At 72.5% G+C, this 26426-nt stretch carries 20 protein-coding genes; 13 read left to right on the plus strand and 7 right to left on the minus strand.

Annotation, left to right across the window (positions count from 1 at the left end; all coding sequences use genetic code 11):
• Positions 1-21 precede the first annotated feature (21 nt).
• Both AB0H81_RS01440 and AB0H81_RS01445 read left to right on the plus strand, forming a co-directional pair.
• Entirely contained in the window at positions 22-225 is a 204-nt protein-coding gene (locus AB0H81_RS01440; protein ID WP_358367591.1) for a hypothetical protein, read from the plus strand.
• A 42-nt stretch (positions 226-267) separates the two neighbouring features.
• Positions 268-2883, plus strand: a complete 2616-nt coding sequence (locus tag AB0H81_RS01445) for a DUF6493 family protein (protein WP_358367594.1) — start codon at positions 268-270, stop codon at positions 2881-2883.
• Here AB0H81_RS01445 and AB0H81_RS01450 read toward each other — a convergent pair.
• Complete coding sequence (locus AB0H81_RS01450; RefSeq protein ID WP_358367596.1) at positions 2873-3670, minus strand: MBL fold metallo-hydrolase; 798 nt, start codon at positions 3668-3670, stop codon at positions 2873-2875. The genes AB0H81_RS01445 and AB0H81_RS01450 overlap by 11 nt on opposite strands.
• A 56-nt stretch (positions 3671-3726) precedes the next feature.
• Here AB0H81_RS01450 and AB0H81_RS01455 point away from each other — a divergent pair, with 56 nt between their 5' ends.
• The gene (locus AB0H81_RS01455) at positions 3727-4137 is read left to right on the plus strand and encodes a MerR family transcriptional regulator (protein WP_358367599.1); all 411 of its coding nucleotides are present in this window, start codon (positions 3727-3729) and stop codon (positions 4135-4137) included.
• On the opposite strand, the gene AB0H81_RS01460 is transcribed toward AB0H81_RS01455, so the two are convergent.
• Both AB0H81_RS01460 and AB0H81_RS01465 read right to left on the minus strand, forming a co-directional pair.
• Positions 4124-5311, minus strand: a complete 1188-nt coding sequence (locus AB0H81_RS01460) for a hypothetical protein (protein ID WP_358367602.1) — start codon at positions 5309-5311, stop codon at positions 4124-4126. The genes AB0H81_RS01455 and AB0H81_RS01460 overlap by 14 nt on opposite strands.
• A 110-nt stretch (positions 5312-5421) precedes the next feature.
• The gene (locus AB0H81_RS01465) at positions 5422-7053 is read right to left on the minus strand and encodes a phospholipid carrier-dependent glycosyltransferase (RefSeq protein ID WP_358367605.1); all 1632 of its coding nucleotides are present in this window, start codon (positions 7051-7053) and stop codon (positions 5422-5424) included.
• Between the two features lie 77 nt (positions 7054-7130).
• Between AB0H81_RS01465 and rsmI the strand changes: the two genes are divergently transcribed.
• Together rsmI and AB0H81_RS01475 are read left to right on the plus strand one after the other, a co-directional pair.
• The gene (gene rsmI, locus AB0H81_RS01470; protein ID WP_358367608.1) at positions 7131-7964 is read left to right on the plus strand and encodes a 16S rRNA (cytidine(1402)-2'-O)-methyltransferase; all 834 of its coding nucleotides are present in this window, start codon (positions 7131-7133) and stop codon (positions 7962-7964) included.
• A gap of 25 nt (positions 7965-7989) precedes the next feature.
• Positions 7990-9570 carry a phospholipid carrier-dependent glycosyltransferase gene (locus tag AB0H81_RS01475; protein WP_358367611.1) on the plus strand — a complete coding sequence of 527 codons (1581 nt, stop codon included), beginning with the start codon at positions 7990-7992 and terminating at the stop codon, positions 9568-9570.
• Here AB0H81_RS01475 and AB0H81_RS01480 read toward each other — a convergent pair.
• The gene (locus AB0H81_RS01480) at positions 9506-10951 is read right to left on the minus strand and encodes a hypothetical protein (protein WP_358367613.1); all 1446 of its coding nucleotides are present in this window, start codon (positions 10949-10951) and stop codon (positions 9506-9508) included. The genes AB0H81_RS01475 and AB0H81_RS01480 overlap by 65 nt on opposite strands.
• 195 nt (positions 10952-11146) lie before the next feature.
• Here AB0H81_RS01480 and AB0H81_RS01485 point away from each other — a divergent pair, with 195 nt between their 5' ends.
• The 3 genes from AB0H81_RS01485 to AB0H81_RS01495 are packed head-to-tail and all read left to right on the plus strand — an operon-like array spanning position 11147 to position 15102.
• Positions 11147-12394 carry a glycosyltransferase family 2 protein gene (locus tag AB0H81_RS01485; protein WP_358367616.1) on the plus strand — a complete coding sequence of 416 codons (1248 nt, stop codon included), beginning with the start codon at positions 11147-11149 and terminating at the stop codon, positions 12392-12394.
• A 57-nt stretch (positions 12395-12451) separates the two neighbouring features.
• Positions 12452-14233 carry a methionine--tRNA ligase gene (metG, locus tag AB0H81_RS01490; protein WP_358367619.1) on the plus strand — a complete coding sequence of 594 codons (1782 nt, stop codon included), beginning with the start codon at positions 12452-12454 and terminating at the stop codon, positions 14231-14233.
• 2 nt (positions 14234-14235) lie between these two features.
• Complete coding sequence (locus AB0H81_RS01495) at positions 14236-15102, plus strand: TatD family hydrolase (protein WP_358367620.1); 867 nt, start codon at positions 14236-14238, stop codon at positions 15100-15102.
• 7 nt (positions 15103-15109) lie between these two features.
• On the opposite strand, the gene AB0H81_RS01500 is transcribed toward AB0H81_RS01495, so the two are convergent.
• Both AB0H81_RS01500 and AB0H81_RS01505 read right to left on the minus strand, forming a co-directional pair.
• Positions 15110-16315 (minus strand): hypothetical protein, encoded by a 1206-nt coding sequence (locus tag AB0H81_RS01500; RefSeq protein ID WP_358367623.1) that lies wholly within the window; start codon positions 16313-16315, stop codon positions 15110-15112.
• A complete protein-coding gene (locus AB0H81_RS01505) occupies positions 16315-18285 on the minus strand; it encodes a serine/threonine-protein kinase (RefSeq protein ID WP_358367626.1) in 1971 nt (656 codons plus the stop codon). The genes AB0H81_RS01500 and AB0H81_RS01505 overlap by 1 nt, the downstream gene beginning before the upstream one ends.
• Positions 18286-18355: 70 nt before the next feature.
• On the opposite strand from AB0H81_RS01505, the gene rsmA reads away from it, so the two are divergent.
• The 3 genes from rsmA (at position 18356) to AB0H81_RS01520 (ending at position 21655) form a co-directional block, all read left to right on the plus strand.
• On the plus strand, positions 18356-19222 hold the full coding sequence (rsmA, locus tag AB0H81_RS01510; protein ID WP_358367628.1) for a 16S rRNA (adenine(1518)-N(6)/adenine(1519)-N(6))-dimethyltransferase RsmA: 867 nt from the start codon (positions 18356-18358) through the stop codon (positions 19220-19222).
• Between the two features lie 1100 nt (positions 19223-20322).
• Positions 20323-20871: an NlpC/P60 family protein gene (locus tag AB0H81_RS01515; protein WP_358367631.1), complete on the plus strand. Its 549-nt coding sequence runs from the start codon at positions 20323-20325 to the stop codon at positions 20869-20871.
• A gap of 211 nt (positions 20872-21082) precedes the next feature.
• Positions 21083-21655 carry a GNAT family N-acetyltransferase gene (locus AB0H81_RS01520; protein WP_358367634.1) on the plus strand — a complete coding sequence of 191 codons (573 nt, stop codon included), beginning with the start codon at positions 21083-21085 and terminating at the stop codon, positions 21653-21655.
• A gap of 170 nt (positions 21656-21825) precedes the next feature.
• Here AB0H81_RS01520 and AB0H81_RS01525 read toward each other — a convergent pair whose 3' ends face one another.
• Positions 21826-22998, minus strand: a complete 1173-nt coding sequence (locus tag AB0H81_RS01525; protein ID WP_358367637.1) for an arginase family protein — start codon at positions 22996-22998, stop codon at positions 21826-21828.
• A 425-nt stretch (positions 22999-23423) separates the two neighbouring features.
• Here AB0H81_RS01525 and AB0H81_RS01530 point away from each other — a divergent pair, with 425 nt between their 5' ends.
• Entirely contained in the window at positions 23424-24326 is a 903-nt protein-coding gene (locus AB0H81_RS01530) for a 4-(cytidine 5'-diphospho)-2-C-methyl-D-erythritol kinase (protein ID WP_358367639.1), read from the plus strand.
• A gap of 230 nt (positions 24327-24556) precedes the next feature.
• Positions 24557-26404: an ABC-F family ATP-binding cassette domain-containing protein gene (locus tag AB0H81_RS01535; RefSeq protein WP_358367642.1), complete on the plus strand. Its 1848-nt coding sequence runs from the start codon at positions 24557-24559 to the stop codon at positions 26402-26404.
• Positions 26405-26426 lie beyond the last annotated feature (22 nt).

Raw genomic sequence — 26426 nt, forward strand, 5'->3', positions numbered from 1 at the left:
TTTCGCAGGCAGGCAGGCCGTATGGCCTTCCCGGACTGGAGTCCCCGGCCGGAGGAGTGGGTGAGCCTGCACACCTTCCTGGAGGCCGAGCGGGAGGGAGAGGGCGCCACGGTGACGACCGAGGTCACCCTCTACCACGGCCATGAGCGGGTCCGGGCCCGCCGCTACCGGGGCGAGGAGGCCAGGCGGTTCTGGCTGGAGCTCATGAACCGGGCGGCGGACTGAGCCTCCGGTCGTTGTCGGTGGCCGCCGCTAGGGTCCCCGATCATGAAGATGTTGGTGTCAGGAGACTCCGCCGCGCCGGGCGGGGCCTGGGAGGCGGTCCGCGCCGCCGTCCAGCAGGAGGACGCCGCCGCCACGGCCGCCGTGGTGACCCGGCTCACCCCCGAGGAGCGGCGCGAGGTGGCCCGCGAACTGCCCGGCCTCCTGGCCGAGCTCAGGGGCTTCGGCCACGGTCAGGCGGTCGCCCGGTCGATCTGGTCGGCCGATGAGGGCATGGGCTGGGCGGAGGCCATGCGGGTCGCCGGGGCGGGCACGATCGGCGGGGCCGCCGCCGTGGCCGCGTGGCTGAACGGCCGCGACTTCCGGCGCTTCTGGCAGGAGCCCGACGACGTTCCGTACCTCCTCCAGGTGCTCGCCGACCGCCCCGCGGAGTGGCAGGCCGACCTCGCCGCCCGCCTGGCCCTGCGGCTGCGCGGCACCGACAACGACTCCGCCCGGTCCGTACGGCTGGCGCTGGAGCTGCTGAGCCGCACCGGGGCCGAGCCGCCCGCGCACGACCCGCTCACCGTGGCCTGGGTCTCCGCCTGGCCCGCCGACCCGGGCGACGCGCCCCTGCTGGAGGTCATGCTGCCGCGCCTGTTCGCGTCCGAGGGGGTGGGCCGGCTGTTGCGCGGCGACGAGGAGCGACCGGCCCGGCTGGCGACCCTGGCGGCGAGCGGCCATGTCTCGCGCACGCTCCTCCTCGACGGCTGCGTCAGCCGGTTCCTGCGCGGCGGTACGGCCGCCGACCTGCGCTTCTTCGTCCGCCTGCACGAGGCCCTCGACCCGTCGGCCGCCGAGGTGGCCGGACGGCGGCGCGACTACGCGGCGCTGCTGCCCGCCGCCCCGCCCAACGTCGCCGAACTCGCCGTCAAGCGGCTGCGCGCGCTCGGCGGGCTGGAGCCCGAGGAGGCCGGTGAGGCCGTGGAGGGACTGCTGTTCCGCGCCGAGGGCAAGCTGGTGCGCGCCGGGCTGGTCTGGCTCGACCGGCTCGTCCGCGACCACCCGGGCGACCTCGACGGCTACGCCCCGGCCCTGGCCACGGCGCTGGTGTGCGAGGCGGGCGAGGCCCGTGACCGGGCCGCGCGGCTGGCGCTCAAGCACGCCGCCCGCTTCACCTTGGACGGAGCGGAGCCGATCCGCGACGCCGTCGCACTGATGCCGCCCGGGGAGGGTGTCGCGCTGGCCGAGGCGTTCGGCGGCGAGGCCGTGCCCGCCCCGCAGGAGAGCCGTTTCACCCCGCCTCCGCTGCCGCGGGCCCCCGAGCCCGCCCCGATGCCCGCGCCGGTCGCCACGCCCGCCGCGCTGCTCCGCCTGCGGCCGTCCGAGGTCGACTGGCTCTCCACCGAGCGCTGGCTGGACGGGTTCGTCCGGCTGGCCGCGAACGACCGGGAGGCCCTGACGGAGGCCCTGGCCCCCGCCGCCGACCGCTTCCGCGTGCGGCAGTACTGGGGGCGCCCGTGGTGGCACGCCGAGGAGTGGACCATGGCCATGGCCAAGGAACTCCGCGACCCCGGCACAGAGCGCAGGACCGCGGACTCGGTCCTGGCCCGCGACCGGCCCGCCACCGTCGAGGAGCGGATCCCTGAGGCGGCGCACGCGAAGCTGAGTCAGCGCATGCCGCTGCGCCGCTACGCCGAGGTCTACCAGGCGCTGACGGACGGCACGCTGCCGCCGTACCTGCTGGCCACGCCCACCCACGTGAGCGGCCGGCTCGACGCCGCCGAGCTGGTGGAGCGCCTGGAGGGCTACGAGCGCGACGGCGTCGAGCCGCTGCCCGTCGACCTGGAGCAGGCGCTGCTGCGGCTGTCCCGGACCGTGCTCGCCGGGGTGGCCGAGCGTGCCGCCCGGCTGACCGGCGAGGCGGGCCGCGCGGTCGCCCGCCTGCTGTCGGGCGACCGCGTCGAGCCTCGCGTGGAGCTGCGCTGGAAGGAGGATTCGAACGGTCCGCTGATCAGAACCGTCCTCTCCTGGGACGGCTCGGGCGTCACCGCGGTCGAAGGAGAGAAGACGCACGCCGGTTCCGACGAGGTGATCGACCGGCTTCTCCCGGTGCTGGCCGCCCACCGCGACGTCGCCGCGGCGCTCGCCGCCTTCGGCCTGCGCTCCTACGCTCCGTACAGCAAGCCCCGGCTCGACGCCCTGAGCGCGCTGGCGACCGCCGAGGGGCCCGCCGGTGCGGGGCTGGGCGTCCTCGCCGCCCACCATCTGTGCGAGAGCCCGGAGGAGGCGGTGCCGTACCTGCTGGAGCTGGCCGCCTCCGGCGGGCTCGGCGAGGAGACGGGCCGGCAGCTCGCGGCGCTGCTCCGTGACGACGAGACCCGGTGGGAGGAGCGCTACTACAGCCCCGCCGAGGTGCTGCGGGCGCTGGAGGAGCTGGCCCGGCGCGGCGCGCACCGGGAGGTGTGGGAGGTGATGGCGGGGCTGCTGGCCGGATACCTGCCGGGGCCCGGCGAACGGGCGACGAACACGCACACCCGGATGATGACGCTGGCCGCCGACGTGGCCGGCTGGGCGGGCGCCAGGGGAGCGCTGGCGCCGGTCGCCGAGCTGGCCGGCCGGAGCCGGGCGACCGGCCTGGTGCGCCAGGCCCGCCGCCTGCACGCCACCCTCACCTCCTGACTTCCTGACGCCGGGCGAACTCCCACGGGTCGTGGGCGGAGAACACCTCCACCCCGTGCTCGTGGGCCAGCTCCCCCAGCCGGGCCTGGTTGGCGATCCGGAGCTCGGCGTCCACCTGCGCCAGTTGCTGGACGAGGTTCATCAGCGGGTGCGCGACGGGCTCCGGTTCGAGCTCGCGGTGGTAGAAGTAGGCGTCGCCCGCGTGCAGCAGCCAGCGGTCGCCGTCCCTGACCGCCACGCCCGCGTGTCCCCGCGAGTGCCCGCCGAGCGGCACGAGCAGCAGGTCGTCCAGCCCCTCCAGGGGCCGCGCGCCCTCCATGCCGAACCAGGTCTCGCCGCCCTCGCCGTAGGTGACCCAGCGCGGGCCGTGCGCCCAGTGGCCGGGCCGGTAGCGCCGGCTCGGCGCCTCGGCCGCGGCGGCCTCCAGCTCGGCCGCCATGACGTGGACGGCGGCGCCGGGGAAGTCCGGCAACCCGCCCGTATGGTCCACGTCCAGGTGGGTGAGCACGATGTGCCGCACGTCGGCCGGGTCGAACCCGAGCGCGGGGAGCTGCCGGGCGGCGGTCTCGGCGGGGGCGAGCGCGGGCATCACCTGCTCCACCCACTCCGTGTCGAGCAGCTCGCCGGGACGCGCGACGTCGTCGAGGCCGAGACCCGCCTCGACGAGGACGAGGCCCGAGGACGGCGTCTCGATGAGCAGGGCGTGGCAGACCGCCGGCGCGGAGGGCAGGCCGGTGGTGGACTCGATCTCACGCATCGAGCCGAGGTTGAGGTGGTGAATCTTCATGCGCCTACAATGCGACTTGAAGCGCGGTTCAAGTCAAGTGCGCGAGGAGGACGTTCATGGCCGGGGAAACGGACGAGGCTCTGCTCGACATCGGCGAGGTGGCCCGGCGATCCGGGCTGGCCCCCTCGGCGCTGCGGTTCTACGAGCGCAAGGGCCTCATCGAGCCGGCCGCGCGCAACGGCCTGCGCCGCGCGTACCGGCCGGAGACCCTCGACCGGCTGGGGTTGATCGGCTGCGCCCGCGACGCGGGGTTCACGCTGGCGGAGATCAGCGCGTTCCTGGGGGCCCGGCCGTCCGACACGGCGCTGCGCGATCGCATGGCGGCCAAGGAGCGCGAGGTGGACGCGCGGGTGCGGCAGCTCACCCGGCTGCGCGACAGCCTGCGCCACGCGTCCGTCTGCGACCACGACCCGCTCGTGGAGTGCCCCGACTTCAAGCGCGCCATCCGCAACGTCAGCCCGCGCTGACGTACTGCCGGGGCCGCAGCGCGTGGGCGCGCAGCGCGGCCAGGGCCGCGAAGTGACCCACCCGCGACATGCGCACCGCCAGCTCGTCGCCGAACGCGAGCCCGAGCGCCGTGAGCCGCCCCACCAGGTCGTCCACCGGCTTGGCGACGTCGCCCGGCTCCGTGGCCGGATGCCAGCCCTCGTCACCGACCACCTCGGCGACGCGGCGGCGCAGCTCGGCCGGCGAGATGAGCGACCCGTCGGCCAGTAACATCAGCGCCGCCTCGCGGGCCGCCAGCTCGAACTCCTGCTCACCCTTGGGCAGCAGCAGCCGGGTCACCGCCTCCCACATCGCGTCGGGCGAGAGCAGCAGCCGCCTGCCCACGGCGGTGATGGACAGCCGGGCCCCGTCGCGGCGCAGCGCGCTCAGCTCCCGCTCGGCCAGGTCGCGCAGCCGCAGCGCCTCCGGCGAGGGCGCGAGCCGCAGCGGCAGGCTCTCCTCCGAGGCCGCCAGCGACAGCAGCCCGTGGAGCGGGGGGATCTGCTGGGCGGGCACCGGCGCGTGCAGCCGGACCTCGAACGGCTGGGCCAGCTCCCTGCGTGCGGGACCGCGGCCCAGCACCCAGCGGTTGAGCCGCTCGCCGTGGACGCGGTTGAGCCAGCTGTCGCCGCCCAGGTCGCCGCGGGGTTCGGTGAGCCAGCGCCGGGTCAGCGCGACCCGGTCGAGGTCGTCGTCACCCGCCAGGATGGCCAGCTCCAGGGCGGCGGAGCAGGCCACGTGCGCGCCCAGCTCCTCCGGCCCCATGATCGTGCTCCACTGAAGCTCCGGCACGTCGGGCGGCAGCACCCCCGTGGCCTCCAGGGCCTCCTGGTAGGCGGCGGTGCCCGCGTCCTCGCCCTCGCGGGCGTACGTCTGCAGGATCTGCTGGGTGGTGGGGGAGACGCACAGCGCGGCGTAACGACGCAGTCCGCCGAGGTGGAGCAGACGGCCGAGCGAGCGGGCCAGCCGCTCGTGGTCGCCGCCGACCTTCAGCGGGAGCGTGTACCAGAGGAACTCGCAGACGTCGAGCTGCGTCACCGTCTCCAGCGGGTCGCCGCCGGTCAGCCACTCGACGGCCGTCCTGGCCTCCTCGGCCAGGTCCGGCTCGGAGCGCTCCAGTTCGGCGAGGAGCGCGGTGACGTCTGGTGCACTCATGCCTCGAAGTTTGCCGTATCGACCCCGGGCCTGACGATGCCCGAAACCGGTGCGTATTGGGTCTTGCACGGATCTACCCTACGAAACAACTAATAAGTGGCCCGACACTGTCAGATCCACCGTTTGTCAAAGAGCATGCGGGCTTTCCATTCGGTGTAGGGGATGAGCTCGGCCGTGAGGATCGGATACAACCACCAGAAGTTGATCAGCGCCAGCAGCGCGAACGCCCCGACCACCGCCGCGCCGATCGTGCGCCGCATCGGCAGCGCCCCGCTCGCGGTGCGATTCGCCGGCCCGATCAGCCAGCCGGCGCACAACGTGATCGCCAGCACCATGAACGGCACCATGGGGATCGCGTAGAACAGGAACATCGTCCGGTTGTCGGTGATGGCGAAGTAGAACCAGGGCAGCCAGCCCACCGCGTACGAGAGCAGCACCGCCCCGGCCCGCCAGTCGCGCGAGGCGACGTACCAGGCGATGAGGGCCACCAGCGCGAGCAGTGACCCGAACCAGATCACCGGCGTGCCCACGCCGAGCACGGCCTCCGAGCAGTCGCGCGCGCCGCAGGCGTTCTGCTTGCCCTCGTAGTAGAACGCGACCGGGCGCAGCAGCAGCGGCCACTGCCACGGCTCCGACATGTACGGGTGGGACGTCTCCAGCCCGCTGTGGAAGGTGAAGACCTGCCACTGGTACTTCACCCACGACCGCATCGAGTCGAAGACGAAGTAGAACGGCCCCGACGAGGTGGCCTGCGCCCAGTTGCGGCCGTAGCCCGTCGCCGTGACGAACCAGCCGGTCCAGGTCGCCATGTACGCGAGGAACCACACCCCGCCGTAGGCCGCCACCGCGGGCGGCACGTCCTTGGTGAAGGCCCCCGCGTACGGCCGGCGCAGCCCCACGGCCCGCCGCGCCCCGAAGTCCCACAACACCGACATGACGGCGAACGCGGCCAGGAAGAAGATCCCGGACCACTTCACCGAGCAGGCCGCGGCCATGCACAGCGCGGCGCCGATCCGCCAGGGCCGCAGGCCCAGCGACGGGCCCTCGGGCGACAGCGGGCCGGTCTCGTACCACTCGACCAGCCGCCGCCGCGCCCAGTCACGGTCGGCCACCAGGCAGGCGAACCCGGCCAGCACCCAGAACATGAGGAAGATGTCGAGCAGCGCCGTCCGCGACAGGACGAAGTGCAGGCCGTCGAGCGCGAGCAGCAGACCGGCGAAGCAGCCGAGCAGGGTCGAGCGGGTCATCCGGCGGGCCACCCGGGCGATGATCAGGATCGACAGGGTGCCGGCGACCGCGGCGGCGAAGCGCCAGCCGAACGGGTTCATGCCGAACATCCACTCGCCGACGCCGATCATCCACTTGCCGAGCGGCGGGTGGACCACGTAGGAGGCGCACTTGTCGAGCTGGTCGGGCGCGCACTTCTGCCAGATGTTGAGGTTGCCGGCCAGGATGGCCTTGTCGGCGTCCTTGACGGTGACCCGCTCCACCAGCCAGGTGATCAGCGAGTAGGCGTCCTTGGCGTAGTACGTCTCGTCGAAGACCACGGCCCGGGGATGCGCCAGGCCGATGAAGCGCAGGACCCCGCCGAAGGCGGCGACGAGCAGCGGCCCGAGCCATCCCCACAGCGGGTTCGCGGGCATGGGCGGGACCATCCGCTCGCGCACGGAACGTGCCCGGGGACTGCTCTCGTCGGCCTTCGGCTCACCAAAGGCGTGGTACGCGAAATCGGTCACCGCCATTCGGACATCGTACGGGCCTGAAGCCGATGTTTACCCGTGAACACGGTCCGATCGGGAGGTCCTGCCACAATGGCCGGGTGAGAGAAGACGGCAGGCTGGTGCTGGCGGGAGCCCCGATAGGTCAGGCGGGAGACGTCTCGCCGCGGCTGCGCGAGGCGCTGCGGAGCGCCGACGTGGTGGCCGCGGAGGACACGCGGCGGCTGCGCAGGCTGGCCGCCGACCTCGGCGTGGAGATCGGCGGCCGGGTCGTCTCCTACTACGACGCCAATGAGGCCGGCCGCGCCCAGGAGCTCATCGAGACCCTCAAGGAGGGCCGCACGGTCGTCGTCATCACCGACGCCGGCATGCCGGGCGTGTCGGACCCCGGCTACCGGCTGACCCGGCTGGCGGTCGAGGAGGGCGTCACGGTCACCGCGCTGCCCGGCCCGAGCGCCGTCACCACCGCCCTGGCCGTGTCCGGGCTGCCCAGTGACCGCTTCTGCTTCGAGGGGTTCCCGCCGCGCAAGACGGGCGAGCGCGCCCGCCGCCTGTCGGCGCTGGCCGGCGAGGAGCGCACGATGGTGTTCTTCGAGGCGCCGCACCGGCTGGCCGAGTCGCTGGAGGCGATGGCGGAGGCGTTCGGAGCCGACCGGCCCGCGGCCGTCTGCCGGGAGCTGACCAAGACCTACGAGGAGGTGCGCCGCGGCGGCCTGGCCGAGCTGGCCGCGTGGGCGGCCGGCGGGGTCAAGGGCGAGATCACCGTCGTGGTGGCGGGCCACGTCCCCGACGAGGGGCCGCCCGACGTGGAGGCGCTGGTCGCGGAGGTGGAGCGCCGGGTGGCCGCCGGAGAGCAGCGCAAGGCCGCCGTCGCCGAGGTCGCGAAGGCCGCCGGGATGCCCAAGCGGGAGCTCTACGACGCCGTGCACAGATGATCTCTCTCCCTTTAGGGTGCAGTTCGTGAAGAACTGGGGGGATTCACCGCGCAGGCTCGTGCCGCCGATGCAGGGCACCCCCCGGTGGGGCTGGCTGGCCCCCGTCCTGGTCGCCGTCTTCGGCGGGATCCTGCGTTTCGTCCGCCTGGGTGAGCCCCGCGCCGTCGTCTTCGACGAGACCTTCTACATCAAGGACGCCTTCTCCCTGCTCACCTACGGCGTCGAGCGCCACACCCTCGGCACCGACAAGGACCCGATCGCGGACCGGCGCATCATGGCCGGCAACCTCGACATCTGGAAGCACTGCCCGGAGCCCGGCGACTGCGCCGCGTTCGTCTCGCACCCGCCGCTCGGCAAGTGGATGATCGGCGTCGGCGAGTGGATGTTCGGCATGAACCCGTTCGGCTGGCGCTTCGCCGCCGCGGTCGCCGGCACCCTGTCGATCCTGATCATCGCCCGGGTGGCCCGCCGGATGACCCGCTCGACCCTGCTCGGCTGCCTGGCCGGCCTGCTGCTCGCCCTCGACGGCCTGCACCTGGTGCTGTCACGGACGGCGCTGCTCGACATCTTCCTCATGTTCTGGGTGCTGGCCGGGTTCGCCTGCCTGGTGGCCGACCGCGACTGGGCGCGGGGCCGGCTCGCCGCCTGGTGCGAGACCCACCCGCTCACCTCGTACGGCCCCAGGCTGGGGTTACGGCCGTGGCGGATCGCCGCGGGCGTCTGCCTGGGCGCGGCCTGCGCGGTCAAGTGGTCCGGGATCTTCTTCCTCGTCGCGTTCGCCGTGCTCGGATTCGTGTGGGACATGGGGGCCAGGCGCGCCGCCGGGCTGCGCGAGCCGTACAAGGGGACCTTCGCGCTGGACCTGCCGCCGGCCGCCGCCGCGATGGTGCTCGCCCCCGGGCTCACCTTCGTCGCGTCGTGGGCGAGCTGGTTCGCCCGCGACGGCGGCTACGGGCGCGGCTGGGCGCAGGCCACCTCGTCCGGGCCGCTGTTCTTCGTCGTCGACTCGATGCGGTCGTGGCTGAAGTACCAGGTGCAGGTGCTCGGCTACCACACCGGGCTCGACCTCTACCACCCGTACATGTCGGAGCCGTGGACGTGGCCGGTGCTGTTCCGGCCCGTCCTGTTCGCCCACGAGACCGGCGGGACCGGCTGCGGCGCCCGCGACTGCACCGAGACCGTGATCGGCGCCGGCACGCCCGCCCTCTGGTTCGCCGCCTGGCTGGCCCTGCTCGGCTGTGTCGTCTGGTATTCGTCCGCCCGCGACTGGCGGGCCGGCTCGGTGCTGCTCGCCGTGGCCGTGGGGTGGCTGCCGTGGTTCTACTACGCCGTGGCCGACAACCGCACGATGTACCTGTTCTACATGATCCCCGTCGTGCCGTTCATGGTGCTGGGGGTCACCCTGGTCGCCGGGCTGGCGCTCGGCAGGCAGGATGCCCGGCCCGGACGGCGCGCGGCCGGGGCCGCCGCCGTGGGCGCGCTGGCGCTCATCGTGCTGATCAACTTCTGGTGGCTGTATCCCGTGCTGACCGGCGAGCTGATCACGCAGGCACAGTGGTGGGCTCGGATGCTGACGCGCTCGTGGGTCGAGGCCGCCCCCAAGTGATGCCGTGGCGCAGCGTGATCCCCGCCGCGATGCAGGCCAGCGGCACCGCGGGCAGCACGTACCGGTAGTCGAACTCCGCCGTCGCCGCCGGCGCCAGCAGCAGCCCGAACGCGCCGAGCCACGGCAGCGCCACCGGCCCGCCGAAGCTGCGCCAGCGCACCACGACGCCGTACAGGCCGACCAGCATGATGCCGCCCAGCATGATGCCGCGCAGGTAGAACACGTCCTGATAGCCGCTCATGATCTGCGCCCAGGGCGAGACGATGCGCGTCTCGGGCGGCCCCTGCTCGTAGGTGAACGCGTCGGTGTCGGTGCGCCCCTGGTAGGCGGGCCAGTTGGGCAGCCGCTTCGCGCGCCCGTTGGCGTCGAGGTCGTAGTACGGGCGGAACTCGTACATGAGGTACGTCGGCTCGTCCGGGAACTGCGGCCGGGTCCAGTTGAAGGAACGGAAGAAGTCGCGCGCCACCACCCGCAGGTAGTCGCCCGGCTGCGACAGGATCGCCCGCGTGGCGAAGGCGCTGGCCGCCTCGTTGGTGATCTCGGTGAACTTCTTGCCGGCGCCCCACCGGTGCAGCACCTCACCGGTGCCCGTGCCGCCGCCGCCCTGGCCCCACAGGTACCACTGGGCGTAGGGCTTGCGCTCGTCGACCGGGTCGTTGATGCACAGCAGGAGAAGCTGGATGTCCTTGTACTTGTCGATGTGCATCTTCGAGCAGTCGGCGAAGATGGCCGTGCGCATGTAGAGGATCAGCCCGTCGCTGTTGGTCATGGCGAACTTGCCCACACTGGCGGAGAACCAGCCCATGTAGCTGAGGATCGGCACCGCGCAGGCCACGACGACCGCCACGACCGCCTTCCAGCTCGTGCGCTTGACCACGAGGTACGCCACCACGAGCGCGAGGATCGGCAGCCCGATCGAGCGGGTCAGCCAGGTCAGGGCGAGCAGCATGCCCACCACCGCGCCGAGCTTCCACGACATCCGCTGGTGCCACAGCACCAGCGTGATCACGCCCACGACCAGCAGCATGAACATCGAGTCGGACATGATCAGCTGTTCGAGCTGGATCTGGTAGGCGTCGAACAGCACCGGCGCCGCCGCGAGCGTCGCCCCCCACTTCGGCAGCCCGAACCTGCGCCGCAGCAGCGCGTAGATCAGCGCCGCCGTGGCCAGCCCCATCAGGTGCTGGGTGAACACCACCAGGGTGAAGCTGTGGAACGGCTTCAGGATCATCATCCAGAACCCGTAGCCGCTGGGCCTGATCGGGTGCGGCCGGGGGTGGAGCGCCACCGAGACGTACTCGTAGGAGTCGTTGAACCACATCGCCGGCCCGTATCCGAGCATGGTGACGAGCCGCAGCACCCCGCCCAATGCGAAGGCCACGGCGAACACCCGATGACGGCGCAGAAAGGCCAGCGCACGCGCCGTCCGGCCAGGGGCGGAGTGGTCCACAGGGGTAATCTCCGCGACGCTCACCATGCTGTAAAGAATGCCAGCCGTTTCTAGGACTTGCCGCGACCAAGTCTGGGCAGAGGGCATGATGGTGTGCTGGAAGTGTCCTAACTGAAGGGTTGAGACGTGGAACTGACGGTGGTCATGCCCTGCCTCAACGAGGCCGAGACCGTGGAAGTCTGTGTGCGCAAGGCGCTGGCGTGCATGGAGGAGCACGGCATCGAGGGCGAGGTGCTGATCGCCGACAACGGCAGCACGGACGGCTCTCAGCAGATCGCTCGTGACGCCGGCGCCCGTGTGGTCCACGTCGACGAGAAGGGCTACGGCAACGCCCTCATGGGCGGCATCCGGGCCGCCCGCGGCAAGTACGTCATCATGGGAGACGCCGACGACTCCTACGACTTCACCGCGCTGCTGCCGTTCGTGGAGCAGTTGCGCGACGGCGCCGACCTGGTGATGGGCAACCGGTTCCGGGGCGGCATCGCGCCGGGCGCCATGCCCCCGCTCCACCGCTACCTCGGCAACCCGGTGCTGTCGTTCGTCGGCCGGCTGTTCTTCCCCTCGGCCATCGGCGACTTCCACTGCGGCCTGCGCGGCTTCCGGCGCGACTCGATCCTGCGCCTGCAGCTCCAGACCGGCGGCATGGAGTTCGCCTCCGAGATGGTGGTCCGCTCCACGCTGTCCGGCCTCGACGTGCGCGAGGTGCCGACCACGCTGTCGCCCGACGGCCGCTCCCGCCCGCCGCACCTGCGCTCCTGGCGCGACGGCTGGCGTCACCTGCGTTTCCTGCTGCTCTACAGCCCCAAGTGGCTGTTCTTCTACCCCGGCCTGGTCATGATGGCGCTCGGCCTCGTCGCCGGCACCGCGCTGACCTTCGGCCCGGTGGAGTTCGGCGAGCTGGCCTTCGACGTCGACACCCTGGTCGGCGCGTCGGCGGCGGTGGTGATCGGCTTCCAGGCGGTCCTGTTCGCGGTCTTCACCAAGGTCTACGCGGCCGAGGAGGGGTTCCTGCCGGAGTCGCCGCGCATCCGCAAGCTCATCGACATCGTCACCCTGGAGAAGGGGCTCGTGGTCGGCGGCCTGCTGGCGCTGGCCGGTCTCGTCGGCCTGGTGATGTCGCTGGTCCACTGGCAGGTCCGCAGCTTCGGCGAGCTCGACCCGCGCGAGTCGCTGCGCATCGTCGTGCCCTCCGCGACGGCGCTCATCATGAGCTTCCAGACCATCTTCGCCGCGCTGTTCGTCAGCATCCTCGGCATCCGCCGCACCCGCGAGACGCCCGCCGACGTGGCCGCCAAGGCCGCCGAGGAGGCCGCCGAGATCGTCTCCCGCGAGCAGGCCGAGCAGACGCCCCGCGAGGACACCACCACCCGTTGACCCGGCGGGGCGGCAACCGGTTCGAGGTGGCCGCCCCCGCCCCGTAGTCTTGGAACCATGTCCCAGCACATCTTGACCGCCGTCGCGTGGCCGTACGCCAACGGCCCTCGCCACATCGGGCACGTCTCCGGATTCGGCGTGCCGTCCGACGTCTTCAGCCGCTACCAGCGGATGGCGGGCAACAAGGTGCTGATGGTCTCCGGCACCGACGAGCACGGCACGCCCATCCAGGTCCAGGCCGACAAGGAGGGCGTGACCGCCAGGGAGCTCGCCGACCGCTACAACCGGGTCATCGCCGAGGACCTGACCGGCCTGGGGCTGTCCTACGACCTGTTCACACGCACGTCGACCCGCAACCACTACGCGATCGCGCAGGAGATCTTCAAGGGCCTGTACGACAACGGCTACATCTTCCCCAAGACCACGATGGGGGCGATCTCGCCGACCACCGGGCGCACCCTGCCCGACCGCTACATCGAGGGCACCTGCCCCATCTGCGGCTACGACGGCGCGCGCGGCGACCAGTGCGACAACTGCGGCAACCAGCTCGACCCGATCCAGCTCATCAACCCGAAGAGCCGGATCAACGGCGAGACCCCGGTCTTCACCGAGACCGAGCACTTCATGCTCGACCTGCCCGCCTTCGCCGAGGTGCTCGGCTCCTACCTGCAGTCCAAGCAGGGCGACTGGCGGCCCAACGTGCTGAAGTTCGCGCTCAACCTGCTCGGCGACCTCCAGCCGCGCGCCATCAGCCGCGACCTCGACTGGGGTGTGCCCATCCCGCTCGACGGCTGGCGCGACCAGCCCAACAAGCGGCTGTACGTGTGGTTCGACGCGGTCGTCGGCTACCTGTCGGCCTCGATCGAGTGGGCCAGGCGCTCCGGCGACCCCGAGGCGTGGCGCCAGTGGTGGCAGAACCCCGACGCCCGCGGCTACTACTTCATGGGCAAGGACAACATCGTCTTCCACGCCGAGATCTGGCCGGCGATGCTGTTCGGCTACAACGGCCAGGGCGCGCGCGACGGCCGGCCGGGTTCGCTGGGCAGGCTCGAGGTGCCGTCCGAGGTGGTCTCCAGCGAGTTCCTGACCATGGAGGGCCGCAAGTTCTCCTCCTCGCGCCAGGTCGTCATCTACGTGCGCGACTTCCTGGCGCGCTACGACGCCGACGCCCTGCGCTACTACATCGCCGTGGCCGGCCCGGAGACCCAGGACACCGACTTCACCTGGCAGGAGTTCGTCAACCGCAACAACGGCGAGCTGGTCGCCGCCTGGGGCAACCTGGTCAACCGGTCGATCTCGATGGCCGCCAAGAACTTCGGCCAGATCCCCGAGCCCGGCGACCTCACCGACGCCGACCGGCAGCTGCTCCAGCGCTCGCGTGAGGCGTTCGGCCCCGTGGGAGCCGAGCTGGGCCGCTCGCGGTTCAAGAACGCCATCACCGAGGCCTTCGACGTGGTCCGCGACGCCAACCGCTACCTCGCCGAGCAGGAGCCGTGGAAGCTCAAGGACGACCCGGAGCGGCAGAAGTCGATCCTGCACGTCGCCCTCCAGGTCGTCGACGACGCCAAGACCATGCTCACGCCGTTCCTGCCGGGCTCGTCCAACAAGGTCCACGCCATGCTGGGCGGCGAGGGCGTGTGGTCGGGCATGCCGGAGATCCGCGAGGTCGACGAGGACGGCGGCTCCTCCTACCCGGTGATCACGGGCGACTACGACGGCGCGGCCCGCTGGGAGCACCGGCGGATCCAGCCGGGCACCCCGCTCGCGCCGCCGGTGCCGCTGTTCAAGAAGCTCGACCCCAAGGTGGTCGACGAGGAGCTGGCCCGGCTGGGCGAGTGACCGTGAGCAAGCCCCCCGCCGCCCCTCCTGTCGCGCCGGAGCCGCTGCCGGCTCCGGTGTTCGACAGCCACTGCCATCTCGACATCATGGTGGGCGACCGGCAGGCGTCCTCGGGCGACCCGGTCGCCCAGGCGGCGCAGGCCGCGTCGGCCACCGTGCACGGCATCCTCGACGCCGCCCGCGCCGTCGGGGTGACCCGGCTCGTCACGATCGGCTACGACCTGCCGTCGTCCCGGTGGAACGCCGAGGTGGCGGCCGGGCACGCCGACGTGTACGCCGGGGTGGCGATCCACCCCAACGAGGCGCACGCCGCCACCCCCGAGACGCTGGCCGAGATCGAGGCGCTGGCCGGCCGGCCCGACGTGCGCGCGGTGGGCGAGACCGGCCTCGACTACTTCCGCGACTGGGCGAGCCGTGACGACCAGCACGCCTCCTTCCGGGCGCACATCGAGATCGCCAAGCGCACCGGCAAGGCGCTGGTCATCCACGACCGTGACGCCCACACCGACGTGCTCAAGGTGCTGGCCGAGGAGGGGGCGCCGCCGGTCGTGGTGTTCCACAGCTTCTCGGGTGACGCCGAGATGGCCGCCGAGTGCGCGGCGGCGGGCTACTACCTGTCGTTCTCCGGGCCCGTCACGTACAAGAACGCCGGCTACCTGCGCGAGGCGGCCAGGGTGGCGCCGGTGGAGCTCATGCTCGTCGAGACCGACGCCCCGTACCTCCCGCCGGTGCCCCACCGCGGCAAGCCCAACGCGCCCTACCTGATCCCGCTGACGCTGCGTTGCCTGGCGGAGGTCAAGGGAGTCGAGCCGGCCGCGCTGTGCGAGGCGATCGACGCCAACGGGGTGGCCGTCTTCGGCGCGTGGTGACCCGGGCTCAGCCTCCCAGGGACATCCCGAAGTCGGCCCCCTGGGCGGGCTGCACGTCCTGCGGCTCCTCGGCGTTGCGGCCGCCCACCGCGACCTTCCCGTACGGGGCGGCGTCCGGCCGTCCCACGTACAGCTTGTTGCCGCTGAAGGCCACGGCGTAGCCCGTGAGGCCGTCCGCGCCGGGGAGCACGCGCTCGTCGGCCGGGTCACGGAAGGACAGCACGCGGACGCCGCCGCCGTACGGGGCGCCGACGGCCAGCCTGCCGTCGGCCGAGGCGGTCAGGGAGAAGCCGAACGCCTGCTTGCCGCCCTGCCGGACGGTCCTGATGGGCGTGAGCTTGGGGTTCAGGAGCTGCACGTAGCCGGGGCCGGGGGCGCCCACCGCGAGGCCCGCGCCGTCGGCGTACGCCACCGCGTAGCCGTACCGGTCGCCGTCGGCGTCGGACGGGGAGTCGATCTTCACGCCCGAGAGCCTGGGCGCGAGCGCGTCGGCGATGACGACGACCGCGCCCGAGTCGATCCTGCCGGAGCCGACCTGGCGGCCCGCGCCGTCGTCGTTCTCGTACGGCACGCCGACGACGAGCTGGTTGCCCGCGCCGAAGGCCAGCGCCCAGCCGAACTGGTCGCCCACCTCGCCGTTGCCGGGCACCTCCTGCGACTCCTGGCTGATCCGGCGCGGCCGGCCCTCGCCCTTGGCCACGTAGACGGCGCCCGTGTCGGCCAGCCGCGCCTCGTCCTCGTACGGGGCGCCGATCGCCACCAGGTCGCCCTTGCCGGCCACGGACCAGCCGAAGTGGGCGTCGCGCTGCGGCTCGGCGGCGGTGAGCTGCCGGGGCGGCGCCGCGCCCCCGCCGTACACGACGTAGGCGGCGCCCGCGTCCTCGCTGCCGCGCACGTCCGTGAACGGCGCGCCGACGACCAGATCGGCGCAGGCGTCGGCGTTGACCTTGGCCAGCCGCACCGACCAGCCGAACCCGTCGCCCCGCGCCGGACCGGGCACCGGGACGGGCACGACCTTCTGCCCGGAGATCACGTGAACGGCGCCCTTGTCGTCGTCGGCGAACGGGTCGCCCACGGCCACGTCGTCCACGCCGTCACCGTCGAAGTCGTTCGGGCTGGTGCAGGCGGCGGTCGCGGCGGTCGTGGGGCCCGCGACGCCGGCGACCGCCGTGGACAGCATCACCGCGGTGAGGAGAGCCGCGCGCAGGGTCATCACAGCCTGACCTCCACCTGGCGGCCCCCCCTGAGCAGGGTCGCCGTGAGCTGGACGGGGATGCGGTAGAGGGGCAGGTCGAAGACGTAGGCCCGGTCGAGGCGGCCGCCCGGCGCGATGACGTCGGGAAGCCGGACCGGCGCGGGGTCGTGCCGGCCGCCCTGGTCGTCCACCAGCGACACCGCCGGGCTGCCGATCTCCCGCAGCGCGCCACCCGGGTTGATCATCGACCAGCGCACCACGCAGAGCTGCCCCTGGGTCTGCCGCGTGCCCTCGTACTCCTTCAGCCCGCACGTCGGCGCCGTCGGGACCACCAGCACAGGGTCGTCGAACGACGTTCCGAGCGCGAACCTGCGGCCGAGGTCGACCGGCTGCCGCTGCGCCGCCGGGGAGGCGGTGCGGGTGCGGGTGGGGGAGGTGACGTTGCGGGTGGAGGTGGCGATGAGGACGGCCGCGGTGACGGCGATGGCAAGGACGGCGGCGGCCGCGGCGATGAGCCAGCGGGTGCCGCGGGGACGCCGGGCCTGCTGGTCCTGAGGGGGGATGGTCTCGGAGGACTCGAGGGGGCGTGAGAGGGGTGCTGGGAGCTCGGCGTGAGACCGTACGTCATGAACCTGCCCAGCCGGCCCGTGACCACCTGAGCCGAGGCCGGCCTTCGGCTTCCCGGAATCGACGATCTTGACCGGGGCCTCGGCGTGGGCCTGTGCCTGGCTCTCGACCTGAGCCTTGGCCTGGGCGTCCCAGCGGGCCAGCTCTTCGCGGGCGGCCAGCTCCTCGCGCCGCGCCAGCTCCTTCTCGGACAGGGCGTCCGGCTTCTCCGCCGGGGTGGGGGCGTCCGGGGCGGGGCCGGGCGACGTCGAGCTGTCCGGTGTCGAGCTGTCCGGCGTCGGGCCTTTCCCGGCCGGAGCTGAGGGGGACGCGGAGTTCGGACCCGAGGGCGGGGACGAAGGGGGTGAAGAGGCTGGCCGCGACGGCACCGAACTCGGGGTGGCCAGGGTGTCGGCGGGTGGTGGAGTGGCGAAGGTCGCGGTGATGTCGGGCTCGTCCACCACGTTCTGCGGCGCCTGCCACTCGTTCAGCAGCTCGGTGGCCACCAGCGTGGGCGGGTCGGCCGCCGGGGCCGTGGCCGTCGCCCCGGCGCCGGGGAGCCCGCCGCCGACCAGGGCGATCACGAGTTCCTGCGCCGAGGGCCGCTGGGCGGGGTCCATCGACGTCGCCCGCCGTACGAGATCGTTGAGCGGGGCGGGAAGCGTGCCGAGGTCGGGGGCCGTGTGCAGCACCCGCGAGGCCAGCGTGATGACGTCACCCCGGCCGAACGGGTGGCGGCCGTTGCCCGCGTACGCGACCAGGCAGCCCCAGGCGAAGATGTCCACGGCCGGGGTGATCGCCTCGCCGCGCACTTGCTCGGGAGCCCACCAGCCCGGGCTGCCGAGCAGCTCGCCGGAGAGCGTGAACCCGGTCTCCCGGTCCAGGGCCCGCGCGATGCCGAAGTCGATCACGCGCGGCCCGGACAGGGAGAGGATGACGTTGGCCGGCTTGAGGTCGCGGTGGACCAGTCCCGACACGTGGATGGCGGCCAGCGCCGCCGCGACGCCGAGCGCCACGCCGTGCAGCGGGCCCGGGTCGAGCGCGCCGTACTGCGAGATCTGCGCCGACAGAGGGGTGCCCGCGATGTACTCGGTCACCATGTACGGCCGGCCGTCGCCGGTGTTGCCGTTGTCGAGGACCTGGGCGGTGCAGAACGAGGCCACCCTGCGCGCGTTCTCCACCTCGGCGTGGAAGCGGACCGCGAACCCCTCCTGGTTGGCGAACTCCGCCTTCACCACCTTGACCGCCACGAACCTCCCCGTGGGGGCGCGGGCCAGGAACACCGTGCCCATGCCGCCCTCGCCGAGGCGGCCGAGTAACCGGTACGGACCGATTTCTCGCAGATCCGTCGGGCGAAGCGGCGCGGCGCCCGTTGGCTCCATGAGGGATGTCCCTTCCTGTTCCACGCCATCCTCCCCTGTGGTCCCCCCGTACGCCATCTCACGTTCTTCGATGCGGGAGACTGGTTGGATGATGAGGCTGTTGGGCCCAACAGAAATACGTATTTTGGCGGACAAGCTAGATCTTCGTCCTACGAAAAAGCTAGGACAGAACTTCGTCATCGACGGGGGGACCGTCCGGCGCATCGTACGGGCAGCGGACCTGTCGCCGGAAGACGTGGTGATCGAAGTGGGACCCGGCCTCGGGTCGCTCACCCTGGCGTTGCTGCCGTCGGCCCGGCACGTGGTGGCCGTCGAGATCGACCCCGTGCTGGCGACCCAGTTGCCGGTCACTGTGGAGGAGCGCGGACTGGGCGACAAGCTGACCGTGGTGGCGGCCGACGCCATGCGCGTCTCGCTCGCCGACCTGGGCGGCCACACCCCCACGGCGCTGGTGGCCAACCTGCCGTACAACGTGGCGGTGCCGGTGGTGCTGCACCTGCTGGAGGCGCTGCCGTCGCTGGCGAAGGGCCTCGTCATGGTCCAGCTGGAGGTGGCCGACCGGCTCGCGGCGGGGCCTGGCTCCAAGGTGTACGGGGTGCCGTCGGTGAAGGCCGCCTGGTACGCGGACGTCCGCCGGGCGGGCCCGGTGGGCCGCACGGTCTTCTGGCCGGTGCCCAACGTGGACTCCGGTCTGGTCTCGCTGGTGCGACGCGACCCGCCGGCCACGAAGGCGTCGCGGCAGGAGGTGTTCGCGGTGATCGACGCCGCGTTCGCCCAGCGCCGCAAGACACTGCGGGCGGCGCTGTCGTCGTGGGCCGGGAGCCCGTCGGCGGCGGAGACGGCCCTGAGGGCAGCGGGTGTTGACCCGTCGGCACGCGGCGAACAACTCGACATCCACGCCTTCGCCCGCATCGCCGAACACAAGCCGGAGCCGTGACGTCTCGCACCCGGCGACCCGCCATCCCCGCGACCATCGAGCCGAACAGCACCCCGCCGTGACGCTCGCCCGCCGGGGAGCGTCCCACTTTGCTGGGCCGAGCCGCAACACCGTTCTCCTGGGCCGGCTGCAACACGTTCGCCCTGAGCCGCCGCGCATCCCCTCAACCTGAGCGCCAATGCCTCCCCACCCGGAGCCGCAGAGGCGCCGACCCGTGAGGCTCCGCTGACCAGTGCCGCGACTCATCCCCAGCCCAGCCCGACCCCCAATAACCAGCCCGAGCGCCAACCGAGCCTCAACCCCTCCCCTGACCCCGCCACTCATCACCTCGACCCAAGCCGCCGCAACACCCACCAGACCCCAAGCCGGAGTGCTTTTCCACAGACACGACCCACCGAGCCGCTTTTCCACAGAACCCCGTTCGGTCCCCCAGTCCCACCACCCCCGAGACGATCCTGAGGCCTCCACCCATCGACGGCACTGGAGGCCCCATGTCCCCCCGCCCCATTTCCCTGCTCTGCCGCGCCTCGCTCACGATCGGCGGCGGCGTGTTCGCCGGCCTCACCGTCCTGCCAGGACCGGCGTCCGCCACGCCCACGACCGCCGCCCCCTGCTTCGGCGCGGTCACGCTCTCCAAGACGTACGCCCGGCTCCTGAACGACCGGCACCTGACCCGCCTCGGCGCCCTGTCCAGGAGACCCCGCCACCCCAAGGGCGCCGGACAACCGATCCTCTTCGCAGCCCGCCCCGGCAGCCTCGCCAGGGGCGAGGTGCGCCTGGTGGTAACCCTCCCTCCACAGGCGTGTGAGGAAAGGCCGCCTCTGACTGCGGCACTCGCCCGCGCAGGCATCACCATCACCCACCCGACCCCGACCCCTGCGCCTCTCGCCCGGTGGCCCTTGTGGCCCCTCCTGGCCGCACGCCAGGAGGGCCTCACCACCTCCTGGAGGCCGTCGCCCCTCTCGCGGAGCCTCTCCGAGGAAGCTCCGGAGTACCCCCACTCCCCACAACGCCCTGAAACCCCCAAAGCCCAGCCACCCGCACCTCCCATCCACCCGACCTACGACCCGCCCTTTCCCGACCCCCTTCCCACCCCTGAAATGCCAAGCCCCCCACCGACCGAGAATCCCCGTAGGCATGCCCCGCCGGCCGCCAAGCCCGCAGACACCAAGACCGACAACCAAGACCACGGAGCCAAGTCCGACCACGGACCCAAGCCAGACCGCAGAGACCCCCACAACAGTGGTGAAATCGCCATAGCGGCCGCCCTCGACCAACTCGGCACCCCGTTCTCCTGGGGCGGCGGCTCCTCCGCAGGCCCGACCAGGGGCATCGGCAGGGGTTCCGGCACCACAGGCTTCGACTGCAGCGGACTCACCCTGTACGCCTGGTCCAAGGCAGGAGTGAAGCTGGGCCACTACACCGGCACACAATTCCGCCAGGGCCGCCGCGTGCCGGTGACCGCCCTGCGCAAGGGCGACCTGGTCTTCTTCGGCGGCGGCACGGGCGACCCCACCCACGTGGGCCTCTACCTCGGCGACGGCATCATGATCCACGCCCCGAAAACAGGAGACGTCGTACGCAAGACCAGCTTCCTGAACTCGCCCCACTACCGCCCCCGCTACCGAGGCGCCGTACGCCCCGGCTAATCCACGACGCTCAAAGCGAAGACCCTGGCCGGGATTCCGCGCGACACATACCCGCCGAAATCGTGATCGTCCTCACCTTTGCGTTCCTGCGCCCGCCTAGCGCCGAGGTCGCACTCGTCGTCAACCTTTGTGTGCCTGGAGGAGGCGGCAACCCGCTCACCGGCCGGAGGAAGTCGTACCGGGACAGGACGCTCGCCGTGATAATCGGCGCGTGCCCTTGCTCGTTCAACCTTCGTTGCCGGTCGGCAGGATGGCGACGCTCGCGCAGCCCACGATCGACGCCGCAGGCGTTCTGCTGCGGCCGTGGCAGCAGTCGGACCGGCCTGCTGTTCTGACGGGGTACGCCGATCCGGCCATCCAGCGCTGGCACTGCCGGTCCATGACCGACGGGGAGGCCCGGGACTGGATCCACTCCTGGCCAGGCCGCTGGCGCCAGGAGACCGGCGCCGGATGGGCCGTCGTGGACGCGGGGGAGGTCGTCGGCCAGGTGAGCCTGCGCCGGCTGGACTTTCGCGACGGGGTGGCCGAGGTGTCGTACTGGGTGTTACCGGCCGCGCGCGGCCGTCGTATCGCCCCGCGGGCGCTGTCAGCCGTGACCGCGTGGTCCTTCACCGCGCTCGGGCTTCACCGTATGGAGCTGAACCACTCCACGGCCAATCCGGCGTCGTGCCGGGTGGCGGAGGCGGCCGGCTTCCCCTTGGAGGGCGTCAAACGCCGTGAGGCGCTCCATGCCGACGGCTGGCACGACATGCACATGCACGCCCGCCTCGACACCGACGACTGACCGAGTACGTTCCCCCGGCGACTGGGCAAGCTCGCAGTGTGACTGGGCAGGCTCTCCCGATGACCGGGCGAGCTCTGCCCGGCTCGTGCCCGCACTCCCAGCCGACGCGGCCTCTCCAGTGGCTCAGAGGGGGCCTGTGGGTGTGGCCCCGATCGTTCCCCGGGGCGGTGTCACGTCCTCCGACTGGTGCACGCCTCCACCAACCTCTGGACCAGGGGCGTGAGGAGGGCCTGGTCCTCGGGCCGGGACGGCTCGTACTCGGTGATGCCGAGTCCGACGATCTCGAAGCGGTCCGCTGCCGCCTTGACCATGGCGAGAAGCTGGTCCGGCTCGAGTCCCCCGGGGGCGGGGGAGCCGACGCTGGTGAAGATCCGAGGATCCAGTACGTCCAGGTCGATGTGAATGTAGACGGCCGGCCCCTGCCCCCGACTGCCACGGCCGGGAACCGCCGAGGCACGGCCTGGAGGCGGGGATGTGCGGTCGGAGGAGGGGGAGGCGTGGTCGGGGGACGGGTGGGTGCTGGTGGGGGTCGCTGATGCGTGGTCGGGGGACGGGGAGTTGGGGGCGGGGGGCGCTGAGGTGCCGCCAGGGACCCCGGAGGCGTGGTCGGCGAAAGGCGAGACGATGCCGGGGACCGGGGAGGCGTGGTCGGCGAGAGACGAGACGATGTCGGGGGTCGCTGAGGTGATCGCCTCCGTAAGGGCGGCCGGGTCCGGGCCGGTGATTTGCTGGATGCCCGTGGCCTGGATGAACGCGGTCTCGCCCGGGTCCAGGTCGCGGACGGCGGCGAGCACGATCCGGCGCGGGTCCAGCGGCTCGTCCGCCACCAGGCCGGCGGGGCCCTCGCCCGTCAGCGCCCGCAGGACCATGCCGTGGAAGGCGCCGGACGGCGACGTGGCCGGGGTGTTGAGGTCTCCGTGCGCGTCGAACCACACCACCACCAGGCGGTCGCCGTGACGCCGGAGCGCCTCCGCCACGGGTTCCAGCTCGACCCCGCAGTCGCCTCCCGCCGTGACCACGAACCCGCCGGACGCCGAGGCCGCCGACACCGCCGACCGTACCCGCGCCGCCGTCTCCGGCAGCTCGTGATCATCCACCTCCACGCGTACGCGGTGAGTGGCGGGCACCATGTCGGCCAGCAGTTTCGCGCCCTCGCGCAGCCGCTCGGCCGTGGGCGCCCCGGAGCCGCGCCACTGCGGCACCTCCACGACCGTCACATCGAACCCGGCCGTGCCGGTCGCCGATGTCGGGATCGTGTCGGGGGAGGGGGAGGGGGCTTGTACGGCTGAGCGGGCGGCTGCTGCCTCGTGGTTCGGTCGTGTGGTGGCGTCAGGTGCCGGCACGGCCGCTGCTTCGCGGTTCGGTTGTGCGGTTGCGTCGGGTGCCGGCACGGCCGCTGCTTCGCGGTTCGGTCGTGTGGTCGCGTCGGGTGCCGGCATGGCCGCTGCCTTCTCGGGACTCGCCGCCGCGATCGTCTCTTCCATCCGTTCCTCCTCGACCACTTCGACCGGAGTGCCCCTGAGGGCCGCTCGGCGCTGAGCCGGGACCCGGGGCGCCGGGGCCGGGCGTCGCCATCAGCCCGGGGCGCCGGGGCGGCGTCTCGCGGTGGCCTCGGCTCACAAAACCCCAGTTCAGCACATAACCGTACAATGCAGCACAGTCCGCGGGGAGCGCCCCGGTCACTTCCCGGAGAACCGCGTGACCGGGCTACGCACCCGTATACCATCGGGTGTCCTTCCCGGCAGGCGATGAAAGTGGCAGAAGATTCATGAGTTCGGTGACCGTACGGGTGCCAGCGAAGGTCAACGTCCAGTTGTCCGTGGGGCCGCTGCGCGAGGACGGCTATCACGACCTGGTCAACGTCTTCCACGCCGTGTCCGTCTTCGACGAGGTCGTCGCCAAGGAGTCCGAGTCCATCACCGTGTCGGTGGCGGGCGACTGGGCCGACCAGGTGCCGGTCGACGACGGCAACCTCGCCATCCAGGCCGCCCGCGCCCTCGCCAAGCACGCCGGGCGCACCTACGGAGCCCAGCTCGTCATCCACAAGTCCATCCCGGTGGCCGGCGGCATGGCCGGGGGCAGCGCCGACGCGGCGGGCGCGCTGGTGGCGTGCAACGAGCTCTGGGGTCTCGGCCTGCCGGTGGAGGACCTCATGGAGATCGCCGCCGACCTGGGCAGCGACGTGCCGTTCTCGCTGCTGGGAGGGACGGCGGTCGGCACCGGCCGGGGCGAGCGGCTGAGCGACGCGCCGACGGGCGGCCAGTTCCACTGGGCGTTCGCCGTGGCCCATGGGGGCCTGTCCACCGCCAAGGTGTACGCGGAGTGCGACCGGCTGCGTGAGGCGGCCGGCACGGAGGTGCCGTGGCCGCAGCTGAGCGAGCCGCTGCTGGCGGCGCTGCGCACCGGTGACGCCGAGGCGCTGGGCGCCCAGCTCGGCAACGACCTCGAGCCCGCTGCGCTCTCCCTCCGCCCCGACCTGAGCGACACCCTGGCGGCGGGCCGCGCGGCCGGCGCCCTGGGCGCCCTCGTGTCCGGTTCTGGCCCTACCTGCGCCTTCCTCGCCGGCGACGCCGACCACGCCCAGCGCCTGGCCGACACGCTGTCGCAGCTCCCCACCTGCCGTACGGCCCTCGCCGCCCACGGCCCCGTCCCGGGCCCACGCCCCTCCTGAGGCCGCGCACGTCCACGCGAACAGCGCCCAGCGCCCGGCGTGAGGTCACGCGCGGGCACCGCCCAGCGTGAGGCCGCGTCCGCGCGAACACCGCCCAGCGTGAAGCCGCGTCCACGAGCGCACGAGTACGTCGGCTCGGTGGCATCTCAGGCAGGCGTCACCACCTGGCCGCCCCAAGTCACGGGCGCGCTGGATCGGTAGCCCGTATGGGCCGATACGCTGGTGTGGCCATGAATCTGGTCAATCTCGAGTCTGTCTCCCACGCCTACGGCCCCAAGCCGCTCCTCACCGACGTCTCCCTCGGCGTCGGCGCCGGCGAGCGCATCGGCGTCGTCGGCCGCAACGGCGGTGGCAAGACCACGCTGATGTCGGTCATCGCCGGTGCCCTGAAGCCCGACAGCGGCCGCGTCACCCACACGCGGGGCCTGCGTGTGGGCCATCTCTCCCAGCGCGACGACCTCGACCCGGGCATGCCGGTGCGCGAGATCGTGCTCGGCGGCCGCGCGGAGCACGAGTGGGCCGGTGACCAGGCCGTACGCGAGATCCTGGCCAACCTCATCGGCGACCTCGACCTCGACGCGAAGGCGGGCGAGCTGTCCGGCGGCGAGCGGCGGCGCACGGCGCTGGCCCGGCTGCTCATCGACGAGCACGACCTGATCATGCTGGACGAGCCCACCAACCACCTCGACATCGAGGCTATCGCCTGGCTGGCGGCGCATCTGTCCGGGCGCAGGAGCGCGCTCGTGGTGGTCACGCACGACCGGTGGTTCCTCGACGCGGTGTCCACCCGCACCTGGGAGGTCGTGGACGGCCGGGTCGAGCGTTACGAGGGTGGATACGCCGCGTACGTGCTGGCCAAGGCCGAGCGGGCGCGCATCGCCCAGGCCGCCGAGGAGCGCCGGCAGAATCTCATGCGCAAGGAGATCGCCTGGCTGCGGCGCGGCCCGCCCGCCCGCACGTCGAAGCCGAAGTTCCGCATCGAGGCCGCCCAGGCGCTCATCGCGAACGAGCCGCCGCCGCGCGAGAGCGTCGAGCTGGTGAAGTTCGCCACGGCGCGGCTCGGCAAGACCGTGTACGACCTTGAGGACGTCACCCTGCACGCCGGCGGGCCCGGCGCGGGGCCGCTGGTGCTCGACCGCACCACGTGGCAGTTCGGGCCGGGCGACCGCATCGGGCTGATCGGCGTGAACGGCTCCGGCAAGTCCTCGGTGCTGCGCCTGCTGGCCGGCACGGTGGAGGCCGACTCGGGCCGGGTCGTGCGGGGCAGGACGGTGCGGCTGGCGCACCTGTCCCAGGAACTGGCCGAGCTCGACCCGTCGCGGCGCGTGCTGGAGACGGTTGAGGAGATCCGCAAGTACATCCAGGTCGGCAAGAAGGAGTGGTCGGCCTCGCAGCTCCTCGAACGCCTCGGATTCAAGGGCGACGCCCAGTGGAAGGTCGTCGGTGACCTGTCGGGCGGCGAGCGGCGGCGGCTGCAGCTCCTGCGGCTGCTCATGGACGACCCGAACGTGCTGCTGCTCGACGAGCCGACCAACGACCTCGACATCGAGACGCTGAACGAGCTGGAGGACCTGCTCGACGGCTGGCCGGGCACGTTGATCCTGGTCAGCCACGACCGCTACTTCCTGGAGCGCGTCACCGACCGCGCGGTGGCACTGCTGGGCGACGGGCGGCTGTCGATGCTGCCGGGCGGGGTGGACGAGTATCTGGAACGGCGGGCGGCGGGTGCCGCGCTGACGGCCCGCACCGCTTCCGGCGCCACCGCCCCGGACGGGAAGGACACCGTCAACAGCCCGGCGAAGGACACCCTCAACAGCCCGGCGAAGGACGCGCCGACCCAGGACGAGACGGGGTTGTCGGCCAAGGAGGAGCGGGAGCTGCGCAAGGAGCTCAACCGCCTCGAACGGCAGCTCGACAAGCTGGGCGAGCAGGAGGCCAAGCTGCACGCGGCCATGGCCGAGGCGGCGGCCGACTACGCCCGGCTCGGCTCCCTGGACGCGGAGCTGCGCGACGTCCTGGCCCAGAAGGACACCGTCGAGGCCGCCTGGCTGGAGGTCGCCGACCGCCTCGGCGACTGACCCGCTCAAGCGAGGCGACCGG

Origin of the sequence: Nonomuraea sp. NPDC050691, assembly GCF_040654455.1 — a bacterium.
GTDB lineage: Bacteria > Actinomycetota > Actinomycetes > Streptosporangiales > Streptosporangiaceae > Nonomuraea.